Origin of the sequence: Streptomyces sp. NPDC079141, assembly GCF_040686775.1 — a bacterium.
GTDB lineage: Bacteria > Actinomycetota > Actinomycetes > Streptomycetales > Streptomycetaceae > Streptomyces.
Window position 1 is genome coordinate 879,502 of record NZ_JBFBLP010000001.1, and the last position, 16,362, is coordinate 895,863.

General features: G+C 73.6%; 10 protein-coding genes. 1 reads left to right on the forward strand and 9 read right to left on the reverse strand.

Features of this window, described 5'->3' with window-relative positions; all coding sequences use genetic code 11:
• Positions 1-59: 59 nt before the first annotated feature.
• The 5 genes from AB0Q90_RS04120 to AB0Q90_RS04140 form a co-directional block, all read right to left on the reverse strand.
• On the reverse strand, positions 60-1,619 hold the full coding sequence (locus AB0Q90_RS04120; protein WP_363158883.1) for an ATP-binding protein: 1,560 nt from the start codon (positions 1,617-1,619) through the stop codon (positions 60-62).
• A gap of 19 nt (positions 1,620-1,638) precedes the next feature.
• Positions 1,639-1,992 carry a response regulator transcription factor gene (locus tag AB0Q90_RS04125; protein ID WP_363158884.1) on the reverse strand — a complete coding sequence of 118 codons (354 nt, stop codon included), beginning with the start codon at positions 1,990-1,992 and terminating at the stop codon, positions 1,639-1,641.
• Between the two features lie 88 nt (positions 1,993-2,080).
• The gene (locus AB0Q90_RS04130; RefSeq protein WP_363158885.1) at positions 2,081-3,019 is read right to left on the reverse strand and encodes an aldo/keto reductase; all 939 of its coding nucleotides are present in this window, start codon (positions 3,017-3,019) and stop codon (positions 2,081-2,083) included.
• Positions 3,016-3,771 carry an SDR family oxidoreductase gene (locus AB0Q90_RS04135; RefSeq protein WP_363158886.1) on the reverse strand — a complete coding sequence of 252 codons (756 nt, stop codon included), beginning with the start codon at positions 3,769-3,771 and terminating at the stop codon, positions 3,016-3,018. Before AB0Q90_RS04135 ends, AB0Q90_RS04130 begins: the two co-directional genes overlap by 4 nt.
• Positions 3,768-5,108, reverse strand: a complete 1,341-nt coding sequence (locus AB0Q90_RS04140) for an enolase C-terminal domain-like protein (protein ID WP_363158887.1) — start codon at positions 5,106-5,108, stop codon at positions 3,768-3,770. Before AB0Q90_RS04140 ends, AB0Q90_RS04135 begins: the two co-directional genes overlap by 4 nt.
• A 191-nt stretch (positions 5,109-5,299) precedes the next feature.
• Here AB0Q90_RS04140 and AB0Q90_RS04145 point away from each other — a divergent pair, with 191 nt between their 5' ends.
• Positions 5,300-6,001, forward strand: coding sequence for a FadR/GntR family transcriptional regulator (locus tag AB0Q90_RS04145; RefSeq protein ID WP_363158888.1), 702 nt, complete (start codon positions 5,300-5,302; stop codon positions 5,999-6,001).
• A gap of 144 nt (positions 6,002-6,145) precedes the next feature.
• On the opposite strand, the gene AB0Q90_RS04150 is transcribed toward AB0Q90_RS04145, so the two are convergent.
• The 4 genes from AB0Q90_RS04150 to AB0Q90_RS04165 form a co-directional block, all read right to left on the reverse strand.
• Positions 6,146-9,775, reverse strand: a complete 3,630-nt coding sequence (locus tag AB0Q90_RS04150; RefSeq protein ID WP_363158889.1) for a tetratricopeptide repeat protein — start codon at positions 9,773-9,775, stop codon at positions 6,146-6,148.
• 288 nt (positions 9,776-10,063) lie between these two features.
• Positions 10,064-13,078, reverse strand: coding sequence for a glycoside hydrolase family 38 C-terminal domain-containing protein (locus AB0Q90_RS04155; protein ID WP_363158890.1), 3,015 nt, complete (start codon positions 13,076-13,078; stop codon positions 10,064-10,066).
• 32 nt (positions 13,079-13,110) lie between these two features.
• Positions 13,111-15,105: an endo-beta-N-acetylglucosaminidase gene (locus AB0Q90_RS04160; RefSeq protein ID WP_363158891.1), complete on the reverse strand. Its 1,995-nt coding sequence runs from the start codon at positions 15,103-15,105 to the stop codon at positions 13,111-13,113.
• On the reverse strand, positions 15,102-16,358 hold the full coding sequence (locus AB0Q90_RS04165) for a glycosyl hydrolase (protein ID WP_363158892.1): 1,257 nt from the start codon (positions 16,356-16,358) through the stop codon (positions 15,102-15,104). Before AB0Q90_RS04165 ends, AB0Q90_RS04160 begins: the two co-directional genes overlap by 4 nt.
• Between the last annotated feature and the right edge of the window lie 4 nt (positions 16,359-16,362).

The window sequence follows — 16,362 nt, forward strand, 5'->3', positions numbered from 1 at the left end:
GTACGGCCGTCCCACCGGCCGGGCATCGTGGCTGGCACGGATCCAGCGTCCGCCCCGGATCACCGCCGGGAGAGCGGGATGCGGGCGGACAGGGTGGTCCCCGCCCCCGGGCCGGAGACGAGCGCCAGCGTGCCGCCGAGTGCCTCGACGCGGTCGGCAAGCCCCTTCAGACCGCTGCCGCGCTCCGGGTCCGCGCCACCGGCTCCGTCGTCTCGTACGGTGACGACGACGGACTCGTCCGCGCGCCGCACCGCTACCTCTGCCCGGGAGGCCCGGGCGTGCTTCGCCACGTTGGTCAGGGCTTCCGCGACGAGGTAGTACACGGCGGCCTCGGACTCGTCGGCGAACCGCTCGGCGGGCACGTCGAGCCGCACCGGCAGGGGCTGGCGCGCGGCCAGGGTCTCCAGGGCGCTGCTCAACCCGCCCTCCAGTTCACGCGGATGCAGCCCGAGCGCGAGCGTCCGCAGCGCCTCGATGGTGTGTTCCAGGTGGTCGCAGGTGCGGGCGAGCGCGGCGGCCTGCGGGGCGTCCGGGTCCGTGTCGAGGGACCGCAGGGCGGCGCGCAGGGCGGCCAGGCGCCGCTGGGGGCCTTCGTGCAACCGCCGTTCCAGGTCCCGCCGTTCCTCGTCGGCGGCCAGCACCAGCCGTCGCCGGGAGGCCCGTACCTCGGCTATCCGGCCGCGCACCTCGGCGTGCAGGGCGGCGTGCGAGGCCGTGAGCCGGGTCGCGGCCTCCACCGCCGCCACCAGGGCGGGATCATCGAGTACGGCGGGGTCGTGCACGAGGACGGCGAACGGGCGGCCGTCCCGCTCGATGCGGTGTGCCGTACGGCCGTCGGCGGCGTCCGGCAGCGAGACCGGCCGCCCCGCCAGGTCGACGTACCGGCCATGGTCCGGCTGCCAGTAGCCGACCTCCAGCGAGTCGTCGCCGAGCGTGCGGGCGAGGGCATCGCGCAGCAGTCCGGAGCGGTGCTCGCCGAGTTCCACCACGAGATCGGTCACCGCGGCGGGTTCGGAGCGCACCCGGACGCCCCGGGCGAGCAGGACGGCGACCACGCACAGCGCGGCCTCGTACAGCCACAGGGTCGGGGGCGCCGCACCGGAGGACGGTCCCATGACCAGCCGCGCCACCGCGCCCGCGGCCAGCGCGGCGCCGAAGGCCGTGCCGGCCCACAGAGCGGTGCCGCTGTGCCGCGCCCTTCCGGTGTCCGCGCGCGTGTGCTCGTACAGCAGGAGACAGACCAGGGCCACGGACAGCGCGACGGTCACCGTGTCGAACCGCCACCACGCCCCCACCGACGCGAGATACCCGACCCCGGCACCACCCCACGCCAGACGTGATCGCGGCAGCGCACCGGGGCACGCGAGCAGGAGATGGATCAGCGTGCCCCGGTGCCAGAACAGCCCCGCGTCCGGCAGGACGTTGGCCGCGAACCAGGCCACGGACGTCGCCGCCAGCAGGCCCGCGGCCCCGCGCGCCCGTGGCCACACCCAGCAGGCCGCGCCCGCGAACACGGCGCCGACGAGGAGATCCGGCGCCCATCGCCCCGGCCGCCCCCACCCGAAGGCCATCGACTCGGACAGGGCCCCGAAGCCGACCACGGCCGCGGTGGCGGCCATGCCCGACAGGCGGCTCGCCCTAGGCGAGAAGGCGACGGAGCGCGGCACCCGACAGCTCGCTCTTGAGAAGGAACCCGCGGACCGGGGCGCTCCCGACGCGCGGGCCGTAGGTGGCGGCCGCACGGCTGGAGACCAGGACGACCTGCGGCGGATCGGCCAGTTCGGCGAGTTGCCCGGCCACCTCGAACCCGTCGATGTCGGGCAGCCGGACGTCCAGCACGACGAGCGTGGGCCGATGGCGGTCGGCGGCCCGCACCCCGTCCGCGCCGGTGGCCGACTCGGCGACCACGTCGAAGCCGTCCGCCTCCAGCAGCAGCCGCGCCGCGGTCCGGAACGCCTCGTGATCGTCGATCACCAGCACCTTCTCCCTCACGACAGCATCGTCGCACGCTGTCCCGCCGGCACATCCGTGCCAGCCGCAGGGTCGGTGGGTCAGCGGCCGTGGTGGGCGTCCACGAACCTCAGGGCGGCCCCCCGGCGGCCAGGAGTCCGGTCTCTCGCAGCTCCTGCCAGAAGGCGGCGGGTACCGGTGTAGCGAACTGGTCGGCGCAGTCGTGGACTTCGGCCGCCGAGCGGGCGCCCACCATCACGTTCGTGACGGCCGGGTGGGCCGCGCAGAAGGCGAGGGCGGCGGCGCGCAGGCTGATGCCGTGGCGGTCGGCGATGGCCTTCAAGCGCAGGGCACGGTCCAGCAACTCCGGTGGCGCCTGCGTGTAGTTGTACGTCGCTCCCGGCTTCGGGTCGGCCAGCAGGCCGGAGTTGAAGGCGCCGCCGATCACGACCGAGGTGCCCCGTGAGAGTGCGGCGGGCAGCAGTTCGGTGAGGGCGCTCTGGTCGAGCAGCGTGTAGCGGCCGGCGCACAGCACCACGTCGACGTCCGTCTCGCGGACGAACCGGGTGAGCATCCCGGCCTGGTTCATGCCGACGCCGATCGCGCCGACCACGCCCTCGGAACGGAGCTTCTCCAGGGCCGGGTAGCCCTGGCGAAAGGCCTGTTCGGCGTGGTCGTCGGGATCGTGGAGGTAGACGGTGTCGACGCGGTCGAGACCGAGGCGCTCCAGGGAGGCCTCCAGGGTGCGCCGTATGCCGTCGGCGGTGAAGTCCCGGACGCGGCGGTGGGTGGCGGGGACGGCGAAGCCGTGTGCGAGGTCGTCGCCGCCGTCGTCCGAGGGCTCCAGGCGGCGGCCCACCTTTGTGGAGAGCGTGTACTGCGCGCGGGGGTGCTCGCGCAGGGCGGCGCCGAGGCGGCGTTCCGACAGGCCGAGTCCGTAGTGCGGGGCAGTGTCGAAGCAGCGGATGCCGCGCTGCCAGGCGGCAGTCACCGCGTCGTACGCCTGCTCCTCGGAGACCTCGGTGTAGAGGTTGCCTATGCCGGCGGCTCCGAAGCCGAGCCCGGTCATCGGTCCACCGGCCGCAGTCGCAGGCCCTGCACGCCGCCGTCGACGGCGAGGGCCGTGCCGGTGGTGGCAGCGGAGAGCGGGCTGGCCAAGTAGGCGATTGCGCCCGCGACTTCGGCCACGGTGACGAGACGGCCGGTGGGCTGGCGGGCCTCCAGGGCGGCGCGTTCGGCGGCCGGGTCGGGGGCCGCGTCGAGGAGGCGGCCGATCCACGGGGTGTCCGCCGTACCGGGGTTGACGCAGTTGACGCGGATGCCCTCGCGGACGTGGTCGGCGGCCATGGCGAGGGTGAGGGACTGCACGGCACCCTTGGTCGCGCTGTACAGGGCGCGCTGCGGAAGGCCGGCGGTCGCCGCTATGGAGCAGGTGTTGACGATCGCCGCGTGCGCGGACCGGCGCAGATGCGGCAGGGCGGCGCGGGCGACGCGCACCATGCCGACGACGTTGACGTCGAGGACGCGGTGCCACTCGGCGTCGTCGTTGTCCTCGACGGTGCCCAGGGCGCCGATGCCCGCGTTGTTGACCAGTACGTCCAGTCCGCCGAGGTCGGCGACGGCGGCGGCGACCGCCGTACGGACGGAGGCGTCGTCGGAGACGTCGGCCCGGTAGGCGAGCAGCGGCTTGTCGACCGTGGACGGATCCAGGTCCAGTACGGCGACCTGGGCACCCCGCTCGGCCAGCAGCTGTGCGGTGGCCCGGCCGATGCCGGAGGCGCCGCCCGTGACCAGGGCCTTCAGCCCCTCGAAGTCGCTCATGCCGGCTGCCCCTTCTGCTCGTCGAGGTCGGCGGCCCAGAAGGTGCCGCCGGGGTATGCGTAGCGGGCCAGGGACTCGGGACGCATGGCCGCCGAGAAGCCCGGTGCGGTGGGTGCCGTGTAGTGGCCGTCGCGGATCACTACCGGGTCGAGGAAGTGCTCGTGGAGATGGTCGACGTACTCGATGACGCGGTCGTCGGTGGTGCCGGAGAGGGCCACGTAGTCGAACATCGCCAGGTGCTGGACGAGTTCGCACAGGCCGACGCCCCCGGCGTGCGGGCAGACCGGGACGCCGAACTTGGCGGCGAGGAGCAGGACGGCGAGGTTCTCGTTGACGCCGCCGACGCGGGCCGCGTCGAGCTGGAGGATGTCCAACGCGCCCGCCTGGAGGAGCTGTTTGAAGACGATCCTGTTCTGGACGTGCTCGCCGGTGGCGACCTTGACGGGTGCGACGGCGCGGCGCACGGCGGCGTGGCCGAGGATGTCGTCGGGGCTGGTGGGCTCCTCGATCCAGTACGGGTCGAACTCGGCGAGGGCCTTGGTCCACCGAATCGCCTCGTCGACGTCCCAGCGCTGGTTGGCGTCGATCGCGATGCGGAAGTCCGGGCCGACGGCGGCGCGGGCGGCGCGGCAGCGGCGGATGTCGTCGTCGAGGTCGGCGCCGACCTTCAGCTTGATCTGCCGGAAGCCGTCGGCGACGGCGCCAACGGCGAGCCGGGTGAGTTTGGCGTCGTCGTAGCCGAGCCAGCCGGGCGACGTGGTGTAGGCGGGGTAGCCGCGCTCCAGGAGACGGGCCGTGCGCGTGGCCGAGCCCTCGCGGCCGCGGCGCAGGAGGCGCAGTGCCTCCTCGGGGGTGAGGGCGTCGGTGAGGTAGCGGAAGTCGATCTGGCGGACGAGCCATTCGGGTTCGGCGTCGGCGAGCAGCCGCCACAGCGGTGTGCGGGCGCGTTGGGCCGCCAGGTCCCAGACGGCGTTCATCACCGCGCCGATCGCCATGTGCATCACGCCCTTCTCGGGGCCCAGCCAGCGCAGTTGGCTGTCGCCGATCAGGTCGCGGTTCAACGTGCCCGGATCGGCGCACAGTTCGTCGACCGGGCGGCCCACGACATGCCCGCGCAGCGCGTCGAGGGCGGCGATCTGGACCTCGTTGCCCCGCCCGATGGTGAAGGCGAATCCGTGCCCTTCGAGCCCGTCGGCGGCGTCGGTGCGCAGGACGACGTAGGCCGCCGAGTAGTCGGGGTCCGGGTTCATCGCGTCGGAGCCGTCCAGCTCGCGCGAGGTGGGGAAACGGATGTCGTGGGTGTCGAGCGCCGTGATGCGGGCGTGAGCCGTGGACACGGAGGGCCTTTCGGTCGGGGGCAGGGACCTTGGGTGCCGGGCGTCGGGCGTGATCGAGCAGCATCCGCATATTTATCAGACCACTTCACTCGATGGACACCCCAAGAACGCCAATCCTCGCGATCCACGGGGTGAATGGTCCGACCTCCCTCGTGGCTAGACTGCGGCGCACCGGCAACAGGAGGAGCGGCGTGAACGAAACAGCCCCACCGAAGGGCACCGTGACGCAGCGCGCCATCGAGCGGATCAAAACGCTGATCGCCGAGGGGCACCTGGCGCCGGGCCAGCGCCTGCCGACCGAGCGCGACCTCGCGGCCCAACTGGGCATCTCCCGCAGCTCGATGCGCGAGGCGATCCGCGCGCTGACGGTTCTGGGCGTGCTGGAGGCCCGGCACGGCTCGGGCATCTACGTCACCCAGCTGGAGGCCGGCGACCTGCTGGAGACGTTCGGAGTGGTGGCCGACCTCTCGCGCGGGCCGCGACTGGTGGAGCTGCTGGAGGTACGGCGGTCTCTGGAGTCGACTGCGACGGCACTGGCCGCGGCGCGGATCACACCCGACCAACTCGCCCAAGTGGGCAAGCACTTGGACGCGATGAACGCCACCGACGACCCCGAGGAACTCCTCGCCCACGACCTGGCCTTCCACCGCGAGATCGCAACCGCCGCCGGCAACGAGACCATGGCCGCGATCCTGGAGGGCCTCTCCTCCCGAACCTTCCGCGCCCGCGCCCGGCGCGGCTACCAGGAACAGGACGCCATCACCCGCACTCGCCGCGAACACACCGCAATCCACCGGGCGTTGGTGGCCCGCGACCCCGAGGCAGCAAGGGCGGCGGCGTCCGCGCATGTGGCCGAGGTGGAGGAGTGGCTGCGGGGGCAGCTGGGGGCGTGAGCTCGCCGCCGGGGCCGGACGTCGGCCTCAGGGCCCGACCGGGACAGTTGAGAGCGCGACCTCTCACCCGAGGCTGGTCGCCGGCCCCAAGGCCTGGCCGAGACGCTGAGAGCGTGAGCTCGCCCCAGGCACCGGACGCCAGCCTCAAGGCCCTCCCTCCTCCCGCACCGCACCTCCCACTCCCCGCTCCACCCCACCATCCGGCGCCATCGCCCGCCACGGCTCGGCGACGCGACCGTCCGGCTGCCAGCCGAACCGGCGTAGTTGTGCGCTCAGTTCGGTCAGGCCCGCCGCTTCCAGTGCCTGCACGGCGCGTCCCAGGGCAGTGTGGGAGCCCCACTCGGCCGCCAGTCGGTACCAGGCGACGGCCTCGTCCGCGCGGCGCCGGTCCAGTAGCATCTCGGCTCCCTTCCACATGCATCCGAGGTCGCCGCCGCTCACTCCACGGCCGCGCAGCCAGGTGAGCGCGTCCGCGAGGCGCCCGGCCGCGGCGAGCAGGTCGGCGGCTGCTTCGGCGGCGTACGGGTCGCCGAGTTCGGCGGCGCGGCGGTACCAGGTGAACGCCTCGTCGACCCCGCTGGAGCGGGCCAGGGCCTCGGCCACGGCGCGGGCGGCGCGTGCGTCCCCGGCCTCGGCGCGCCGGCGGAGCCAGGCGAGGGTTTCGTCTCCGCGGTCGGCGTGGCCGAGCAGTTCGAGGGTGCGTTCCAGGGCGGTGGTGCTGCCCGCGTCGGCGGCCCGCCGGTACCAGTCGAGCGCCTCGTCGGGCCGGTCGGCTTCGTCGAGCATCCTGGCGACCGTTTCGGCGGCCTCGGCGTCGGTCAGCCGGGCACGCCCGTGCAGCCAGTCGTGCGCCTGCTGTGCGCGGCCCGCCTCGCACAGCAGGGCTGCGTGGGCCCACTGTGCGTCCTTGCTGCCCGCGTCGGCGGCCTGCCGGTACGCGTCCGCGGCCTCCTGCGTGCGGCCAGCCTCGTGCAGCAGGCTCGCCACGGTCCACAGCGTGTCGGGGTCGTCGCCCGCGGCGTTCGGTTCGAGCCAGTCGAGCGCCTCCTCGACCCCGCGCCGTTCGGCCAGCAGTTCGGCGGCTGCCTCCACCGCGTTGCCGTAACCGGCGTCGGCGGCCCGCCAGTACCAGGCGACGGCTTCGTCCACCCGGCCCGTCTCCCCGAGTGTGGCGGCCGCGACCCACAGCGCCTCGTGGTGTCCGTCGTCGGCGCTCCTGCTCAGCCACTCCAGGGCCTCCTCCAGTCGGCCCGTCTCGTTCAGCGCGTCGACCACGATCCAGAAGGCGTGGCCGATGCCCGCCTCGGCGGCCCGCCGGTACCAGTCGAGGGCTTCCTCCGCGCGCCCTGCCTCGCCCAGCATCCGGGCCGCAAGCCAGAGGACTCCGGTGTCCCCTGTCGCCGCGGCCCGCGCGTACCAGGCGAGCGCCTCGTCCGTACGGCCGGCTTCCTGGAGTGCCTCGGCCGCCACCCACAGGGCGTCCGAGGCCCCCACGTCCGCCAGGCGCCGGTACCAGGGGAGGGCTTCGTCCAGCCGGCCGGCGTCCTGGAGCGTCTCGGCCGCCACCCACAGGGCCTGTCGGTCTCCCGCCTCCGCCCGTTCGTCCAGCCAGTCGAGCGCCTCGTCGGTCCGGCCCGCGTTCGCCAACGTGGTGGCCACCGCTCGCAGCGTCGTGGGATGGCCGGTGTTCTCGCCGGTCCGGTACCGGTCGACCGCCTCGTCCACCCGGCCCAGCCTTTTCAGCAGGTGGGCCAGTTCCCGTGACGCCCCGGCGTCGCCCCGGTCGGCGGCGCGCCGGTAGCAGGCGGCTGCGTCCTCGATGTGTCCGGCCCCCTCCAGGAGCCTGCCCAGGAGGCGTGCGGCGCCGGTCTCACCGTTCTCCGCACGCGGCCGGAGCCAGGTGATCGCCTCGTCCGTACGGCCCGTCGCGTGCAGCAGGTCGGCCGCCGCGCGCCGGGCGCGGGCGTCACCGTGGTCCGCGGCCCGCTGGTACCAGACGACGGCCTCCGCCCTGCGCCCCGCTTCGTGCAGCATCTCCGCGGCGGCGGCCAAGGCCCCCTCCTCGTCGGCCTCGGCGGCCCGCCGGTACCAGTCGAGCGCCTCGTCCGTACGGCCGGCTTCCTGGAGCATCTCCGCCGCCGCCCAGATCCCGCGGATCTCGCCGCGGTCCGCGGCATACCGGTACCAGCCGAGTGCCTCGTCGACCCGGCCCGCGCCGTGCAGCAACTCCGCGAGCGGCCACAGGGCGCCGTCCTCCCCGGTCTTAAGGGCGGCGGCGTAGAGACGGGCGGCGGCCTGGAGCAGTCCGCGGTTCTGCGCGGCGCGGGCGAGGGGAAGCCGGTCCGTGCGGGCCGCGTGGTCGGCGAGGGCGTTCCACAGGGCCGCCGGAGCGGGCACGTGCTCCCGGTTCCTGCGGCCGTGCTGTTCCAGATAGTCCGCGAGGCGGTAGCAGGGCTGCCCCGGGAGGGCCTGCCCCCGCCGGGGACGCATGCGGCTGAGCGGCCCGCGGGTGCCCCGCAGCGGGTGGACGGCGTCGGCGAGGGCCGCCGGCAGCCAGTCGTCGTCCAGCAGGTCCCACTCGGTGTCCGTGAGATAGCCCTCGGCGGCGGCTTCGAGCAGCGGCAGCGACAAGGCAAGGCCGTGCCCGAGGCGGCGGGCGTCCATGGCGGCCTCGATCAGGGCTCGGGCCGGGGCGGGGACCGTGCCGTAGCGCTCCACCAGGGCGGGGGCGCCGGCCAGGTACTGGGTGATCTCGCCCTGGTCGGCGTGTTCGGCGGCGTACTCCAGGCGCGGGTCCTGCCGCACGCCGCGGGCGAGTGCCGCCAGGTCCGCCTCGCCGAAGGCGGCCGGCACCGGCAGTTCGTGTCCGGTGAGCAGCGCGCGGGCCTGGGCGTGCGGGTCCTCGGCGGCGTACTCGCTCGGTTGCGTGGTGAGCACGGTCCAGTACTCGGGCCAGATCGTCCCCAGCACCAGGACCGGCCCCCGGTCCTGGTCGCAGAGCAGCGTGCGCAGTCCGGCGGCCACGCGTTCGCCCAAGTCGCCGGTGTGGGTGAGGAGGTAGTGGTGGGCGTCGTTGAGCCAGACGACGGTGCGCGGCGCCAGGCGGCACAGTTCGGCGAGGGCCGCTTCGGGGCGGGTCGGGTCGATGGGGTGCCACAGCCGCCAGCCGTCGGGCAGCGCGGCCAGGGCCTCCCAGCAGGCGCGAGTCTTGCCGGTGGAGGACTCGCCCACCAGCATCACCAGCCGGCTCGTGCCGTGTGCGGCTTCGGCCACGGCGGCGCGCAGAACGCCGTCGTGCGCGCGCTCGACGTACACCGGCAGCCGGGGCAGCGACGCCCCGTCGGCGGACGGGGTGAGGTCGATGGCCCGGTGCACCTCCAGCGCGAACGGGTCACTGACCGCGCGCAGCGGCCTGCCGGGCGACTCGTCCAGCTGCGCCTCGACCCACAACCCCCGTACCCGTACGGCCAGATCACCGGTGTCCCATGCGGCGCGCCGGCCGAGCGCGACGGCCACGGCCAGCACGTCGGCCTGGCCGGGCGGCACCTCCGGGGAGCTGATGCAGCGGCGGATCGTGTCCCGGGAGGGTGCGCCCGCCAGCGCGTCGTCGGCCAGGACGTCCGCGGCGATCTCGTCCAGCGTGGGCGCGCCCGCCTCCAGATAGGCCCGGTAGAGCAGGTCCTTGAGAGTGCGCAGCGGGCCGGGACCCACCCGGGCCCGCTCCAGCAGCCGGGGCCGCCGTGTCGGCCGGCCTCCCTCCCCGTCGCCTCTCATCGCACCATGCTCTCGCACGGGTGGCGCCCGTGTACGGGGCCAGGGCGAACGCGGCGGCGTGGGCCGCGCTCGTCGCAACTCGGAGTCGGCGGCCCGGCACCGGCCAGGGTGGACGCCGACCGGTCGCTCTCCGCCGAACTCCGAGCAACCCCTGGAGGAAACATGTCCAGCAACCGCACCACACGCGTGGCCCTGGCCGGCGCCGTCCTCACCGGTTTTGTCTCCGGCCTGACCAGGGCGGTCGCCGGCTGGCTGCTCGGCTTCCTCCGCCCCTGAACCCGCCGGGGATCAGGCCCGCTTCAGCCGCAGCGTCATCAGCTCGAACGGACGCAGCCGTACGCCGATCCGGTCGCCGTCCAGCCGGGGCGCCGCCGCCTCGGGCAGCGGGCGTTCCAGCAGATCGGTGACCTGGACGCCGGTCGCGGCGAAGCCCAGGGCGAGGGTGGCGCGGGTCCGCCCGCCGTGCGCCTCGTGGAACCGCACCACCACGTCGCCGCTGCCGTCGTCGGCGAGTTTGACCGCGGTGACGACGACCGCGTCCCGGTCGACGGTGACGAGCGGGGCCACTTCGGACGCGCCGGTCGTCCGACGCTCGGGCAGGTTGATCCGCCAGCCCTCGCGGACCGCGTCCCCGATGCCCGCGCCCGGTACCAGCGCGTGCCGGAAGCGGTGGACGCCCTGGTCGGTCTCGGGGTCGGGGAAGCGCGGGGCGCGCAGCAGCGACACGCGGACGGTGGTGGTCGTACCGCGGTCGCCGTCGGTGCGGACCGTGCGGGTGACGTCGTGGCCGTACGTCGAGTCGTTGACGATCGCCACGCCCCAGCCGGGTTCCTCCAGGTGGACGAAACGGTGGTTGCAGGCCTCGAACTTGGCTGCCTCCCAGGAGGTGTTGGTGTGCGTGGGGCGGTGGAAGTGCCCGAACTGGGTCTCCGAGGCATAGCGTTCGGCGTGCACGTCGAGCGGGAAGGCGAGCTTGAGGAACTTCTCCGTCTCGTGCCAGTCGACCTCCGTGTCGAGCAACAGCCGCCGTTCGCCCGGGGAGAGCGTGAGGATCTGGGTGACGCGGGAGGCGCCGAAGGTGCGGACGATCCGCACGCCCGCCCCGTCGGGGACGACCTCGTCGGCGTCGGTCAGATCGGTGACCGTGTTGCGGTAGAACTCGTCGACGTCCCAGGCGTCCCACATGTTGGGGAAGTCGGCGTGCAGTTGGAGCAGGTTCGCCGCCGCGCCCGGGGCGACGGTCTCGCGGTCGGCCTCGACGTCGTAGGCCGAGACCACCAGCCCCTGCGCGTCGATCCCGATCCGCAGCAGGCCGTTGTCCAGGACGAAGCCGCCGCCGTCGCGAGGGGCCGGCCGGGCCGGTTCGGATACGACGGCGGCCGCGGCGCCGCCCGCGGGGATCCCGGCCCGGCTGTGCGGCGCCGAGTTGAACACCAGATCCCGTGATCCCTCTCCCGCCAGCGCCCGCTGGGCCGCCTCGATGATGCCGTTCAGCTCCTCGGCGACCCGCTCGTACGTCCGCCGCGCCTCCCGGTGCACCCACGCGATCGACGACCCGGGCAGGATGTCGTGGAACTGGTGCAGCAGCACCGTCTTCCAGATCCGGTCCAACACCTCGTAGGGATAAGGGAATCCGGTGCGCACGGCGGCCGTGGCCGCCCACAGTTCCGCCTCACGCAGGAGGTGTTCGCTGCGCCGGTTGCCCTGCTTGGTCTTCGCCTGGCTGGTGAGGGTGGCGCGGTGGAGTTCGAGGTAGAGCTCGCCGACCCAGACCGGCGGGTCGGGGTACTCGGACTCGGCCTTGGTGAAGAACTCCTGCGGGGTCTCCCAGACGACGGTCGCCGAGCCTTCGAGGTCGCGCAGCCGGGCCGCCTTGCCGATCATCTCGCGGGTGGTGCCGCCGCCTCCGTCGCCCCAGCCGGTGGGGGCGAGGGAGTGCCGGGCCACGCCCTTGTCCTTGAAGTTGCGGGCCGCGTGGGCGATTTCGCTGCCCTTCATCGAGCAGTTGTAGGTGTCGACCGGCGGGAAGTGGGTGAAGATCCGGGTGCCGTCGATGCCCTCCCACTGGAAGGTGTGGTGCGGGAACTTGTTGGTCTGCGACCACGAGATCTTCTGCGTCAGCAGCCACTTGGAGCCGGCCGCCTTGATGATCTGCGGGAGTCCGGCGGCGAATCCGAAGGTGTCGGGCAGCCAGGCCTCGTCGTTCTCGACGCCGAACTCGTCGAGGAAGAACCGCTTGCCGTGCACGAACTGACGGGCCATCGCCTCCGAGCCCGGCATGTTGGTGTCCGACTCCACCCACATGCCGCCCGCCGGCACGAACCGCCCGTCGGCCACCGCCTTCTTCACCCGCGCCCACACCTCGGGCCGGTGGTCGCGCACCCACGCCCACTGCTGTGCCTGGGACATGGCGAAGACGAACTCCGGCTCGTCCTCCAGCAGGGCGGTCATGTTGGAGGTCGTACGGGCGACTTTCCGGACGGTCTCGCGCAGCGGCCACAGCCACGCGGAGTCGATATGGGCGTGGCCGACCGCGCTGATGCGGTGGGCGGAGGGGACGGCGGGTTCGGACAGGACCGTCTCAAGACGGACCCGCGCCTGCGCCGCGGTGGCGTTGACGTCCTGGAGGTCGATCGCGTCCAGGGCGCGCTCGACGGCCCGCAGGATGTCCCAGCGGCGCGCCGACTCCACCGGCAGCTCGGCCATCAGCTCGCCGAGCACCTCCAGGTCGAGGACGAGCTGCCACACGGTCTCGTCGAAGACGGCGAGGTCCATACGGGTCAGGGTGTACTGCGGCTCGCTCCCGGCGGTCTCCTTGTCGCCCAACTGCGTGGGCAGGAAGGGGTGGTAGTCGAGGATGACGGGATTGGAGGCGGCCTCGACATGCAGCCTGACCTCCTCTCCGCCCTCGACGGGGGCGCCGATCCGCACCCACTGGTTGCGCGGGTTGAGGCCCTTCACCGGGGTGCCGTCGGGCCGGTAGACCAGGCCCTCGCACTGGAAGCCGGGCATGTTCTCGTCGAAGCCGAGGTCCAGCAGCGCCTCCACGGTCTTCCCGGCCCAGGCCTCGGGGACGGTCCCGGTGACCCGGAACCAGCTGGTGCCCCATGGAGCACCCCAGCGCGCGCCGACCTCGATCGGCTCGGGTTCGGCCGCCAGCCCCTCGGCGACCGGCACCGGCTCACCGGGGGCATGCCACACCGCCACCTCAAGCGGTACGGACTCGGGGTACACGGCGGGGCGGATGCGCTCGTCGAGAACGCGCTTGAGGCGGGCCTCGACCAGGCTGCGGTCGTCATGCATGAGGGGTGCTCCAAGGCTGTGGAGGGGGACGGTTACCAGGGGTGGGTCACGGTCACGGGCGCCGACGACGTGTACAGCTCCCCCACGGCACGCAGTTCGAACCGCGCCGCCCGCTCGCCTTGTTCGCGTTGCAGGCCCGCGACGAAGTAGGCGCGCTGGCCGGTGCCGCCGAGGAAGCGCCGGGTGCCGTCGGGCAGGATCCGGTGCAGGGTGTAGTGGCGGACGGCACCGGGGGCGGGGTTCCAGGCAAGGCGCAGATCGCCGCCGCTCGCGCCGGTGATCCGGAGCCCGGAGGGCGCGGCAGGAGTGTCGGCCGCGTCGCGGACCGCGATCCCGCCCAGCCGCCACTTCACCGGCCCGCCGACCCCGGTCAGCCGCACCCCGAGCGCCCGCACGCTCCCGCTCAGCCCGGTGAGCCGTACGGTCGACGTCTGCCATGTGTTGACCGAGTTCACAGGCAGATAGGTGTACGGCGGTGTCGACCCCGGCGTGTCCGGCTCGGCGGTGGCCACGGCGAGCTCGACATTCACGGCGCCCATGTCGGTCCGGTGTGTCAGCTCGACAACCGTGTCAACACCGATCGGCAGCCGTGTCGCATACACATCCAGCACCGTCGGAGCGTCCAGTTCACCCTCCACCAGCACGCTGCTCCCCCCTCGCCACGCGTCGGCGAAGTCGAAGCCGACGGCCGGCCGCTGCCCCGGCGTCCGCACCACCCACCGCCGGGACGGCAGCCGGTCCTGCAGGCCGAGGTGGTTCCAGGGCCGGTCCGAGGTGACCGCGCCCTCCTCGTACCATCGCAGCCCGTGCCCGGTGTTGAACACACTCGCGAAAGGCATCGGGGTCACCGTCGACCGGTCGGCGACGGACACGGCGGGCGCCCGCCAGCCGTCCGTGCCGTCGGGCCGCGACGGATCGAGCGAGCGGCCCGTCCAGAACCGGTCGTCGGCGGCGTGGAACTCGCCCGGCGTGCGCGTCGCGGGCAGGTGGTTGCGGGTCCACTCGGGCCGGTAGAAGCCGACGGAGACGACGTGCGCCTTGTTCGTCGGCACGATCGCGTCCCAGTTCACGGAGGAGTTCCAGCCGTTCGCCTCCACATCGACGCCCGCCCACAGCTCGTACCGGCTGCGCCCCAGCCCGTCCGCCCGCTGGCCGGAGGCGGCCAGCGTGCTCGCGGTCCAGCGGAAGTCGACGAACATGTCGTCGGCGGCCTCGAAGAACGGCTGGTTCTGCGAGTTCAGTGCGCCCTGCCAGCTCACCGTGCCGTTCACGGTCATCGAGTCGTACCAGGTCACCCGCTGCCCACGGGCCGCGGCCAGGGACTTCAGCTCCTTCAGGAAGCCGAGCATGTCCGTGGCGAGGGCCGTGTTCCCGCCGCTCGTCTCGGCGTTCACGAACCAGCCGTCGAAGCCGTACGCCGACGCGACCGCGACGAGCTGCGCGGCCAGCGGATACCGTCCCGCCGCGTCCTTCTGCACCAGGTCACGGGTCCACTGCAACTGCCCGCCGTAGGCCACCGGCGGCAGGAAGACATTGCCCAGGACCGGCACCCCGTGGCGGTGGGCGGCGTCCACGACCGGCGCGTTGGGCGCGAGGATCAGCCCCTCCCCCGAGGAGCCGCCCCAGAAGACGAGTTCGTCGATGTAGGCCCAGTGCGTGAGCGCGTAGTAGTCGGCGGTGGCCGACCCCTGGGAGGGGTTGCTCGACGTCGGTCCGAAGGAGACCAGGGACTGGATACGGGCCTGGTCCGAGCGGGCCGTCGTGTTCGCCGGGGACGGGGTGAAGCGGGCGGCCAGCGGCACGGAGGCCGCGTTGAAGGCGAGGTCGGGGTCGTCGGCCGCCCGCCAGGACTTCAGGCTGCGCCAGGTGATACCGGCGCCCGGGCTGCCCGAGGGCAGCGAGTCCGGGTACCAGTAGGAGGCGTACGGCGGGGTCGCGCCGTTCTTCGGGGCGGCCGCCGCCGGGAGGGCGGGCAGCAGGGCGGCCGCGGTGCCGGCGAGCAGGACGGTGCGCCTGGTGGGGTTCACGAGCGGGTGCCTCCTTGCGGGATAGGGAGTACCTGGTCGGGAGTGATGACGTCGGTGATGCCGCGGGCGGCGAGGTGGGCGGGGTCGTCGGCGCGGGTGTCGAGGACGGTGGTGGGGCGGGCGCCGTCGGCCACCAGCCGGAAGTAGGCCTCGAAGACGGGGCCGCCCGGCGCGCACAGTGAGCGCCTGGAGGGGTGGTCGGGGACGACGAGCGCGGTGCTGCGCGGGGCCGGGGCGGGCGGCGGCGTGCTCGCCGCGCGCGCCAGCACCCGGGCCGTGTCCTTGGGCTGCCGGTCGCTGGTCAGCAGTCCCAGCCCGTACTCCAGTTCCGGGAAGTCGGCCAGCTTCCGCGACACGTCGTGGGAGCACCACCAGGTGATGCCCCACAGGTCGGGGCAGTCGAGGGCGTGGGCCACGGTCGCCTCGGTGAAGGCGGCGGCGTGCTCGGCCGGGACGAGGGGGGCCGGCGCGCCGACCTCCTGGAGCCAGACCGGCCGGTGCGGGTCGTCGGCCCAGGCCTTGCTCAGCTCGATCAGGTACGCGGCATGGTGCTCGGTCGGCACGGAGGTACGGCCGTGGCGCTGGGCGGTGCCGTTGAAGACCCAGGAGTGCACGGCCGTCAGGGCGCCGCGGCGGGCGGCCTGGGCCGGGGTGAAGGGCTGGTCGTCCTGGTACCAGGTCGCGTCGTACTCGGCGTGCAGGTGCAGCCGGCCGGGGGCGCCCTCCTCGCAGGCGGTGAGCATGCGCTGGAGCCAGGCGTCGATCTGGGTGCTCGTCGCCCGGTCGGGGTCGGGGTGCGGGCCGGCCGAGAACTGGTTGACCTCGTTGCCGAGGGTCATTCCGATGAAGTTGGGCCGGTCGGCGAGGGCGGCGGCGAGCGTGCGCAGGTAGGAGGCCTGGCCGTCGAGGACGTCCGGGTCGGTGAAGAGGTTGCGGCGGTGCCAGGTGCGGGTCCAGGCCGGCAGGAAGTCGAAGCTGCTCAAGTGGCCTTGCAGACCATCGACGTTGACGTCGAGGCCGCGTTCGGCGGCGGCGTCGGCGAGCCGCACCAGGTCCGCGACGGCCCGCTCGCGGATCAGCGTGCGGTTGGGCTGGAAGTACGGCCACAGCGGGAAGACCCGGATGTGGTCCAGGCCCAGCGCGGCGATCGAGTCGAGGTCGGCGCGGACGGAGTCCAGGTCGAAGTCGAGCCAGTGGTGGAACCACCCCACGCTCGGGGTGTAGTTGACGCCGAAGCGCACGGCAGAAGGCATGCGG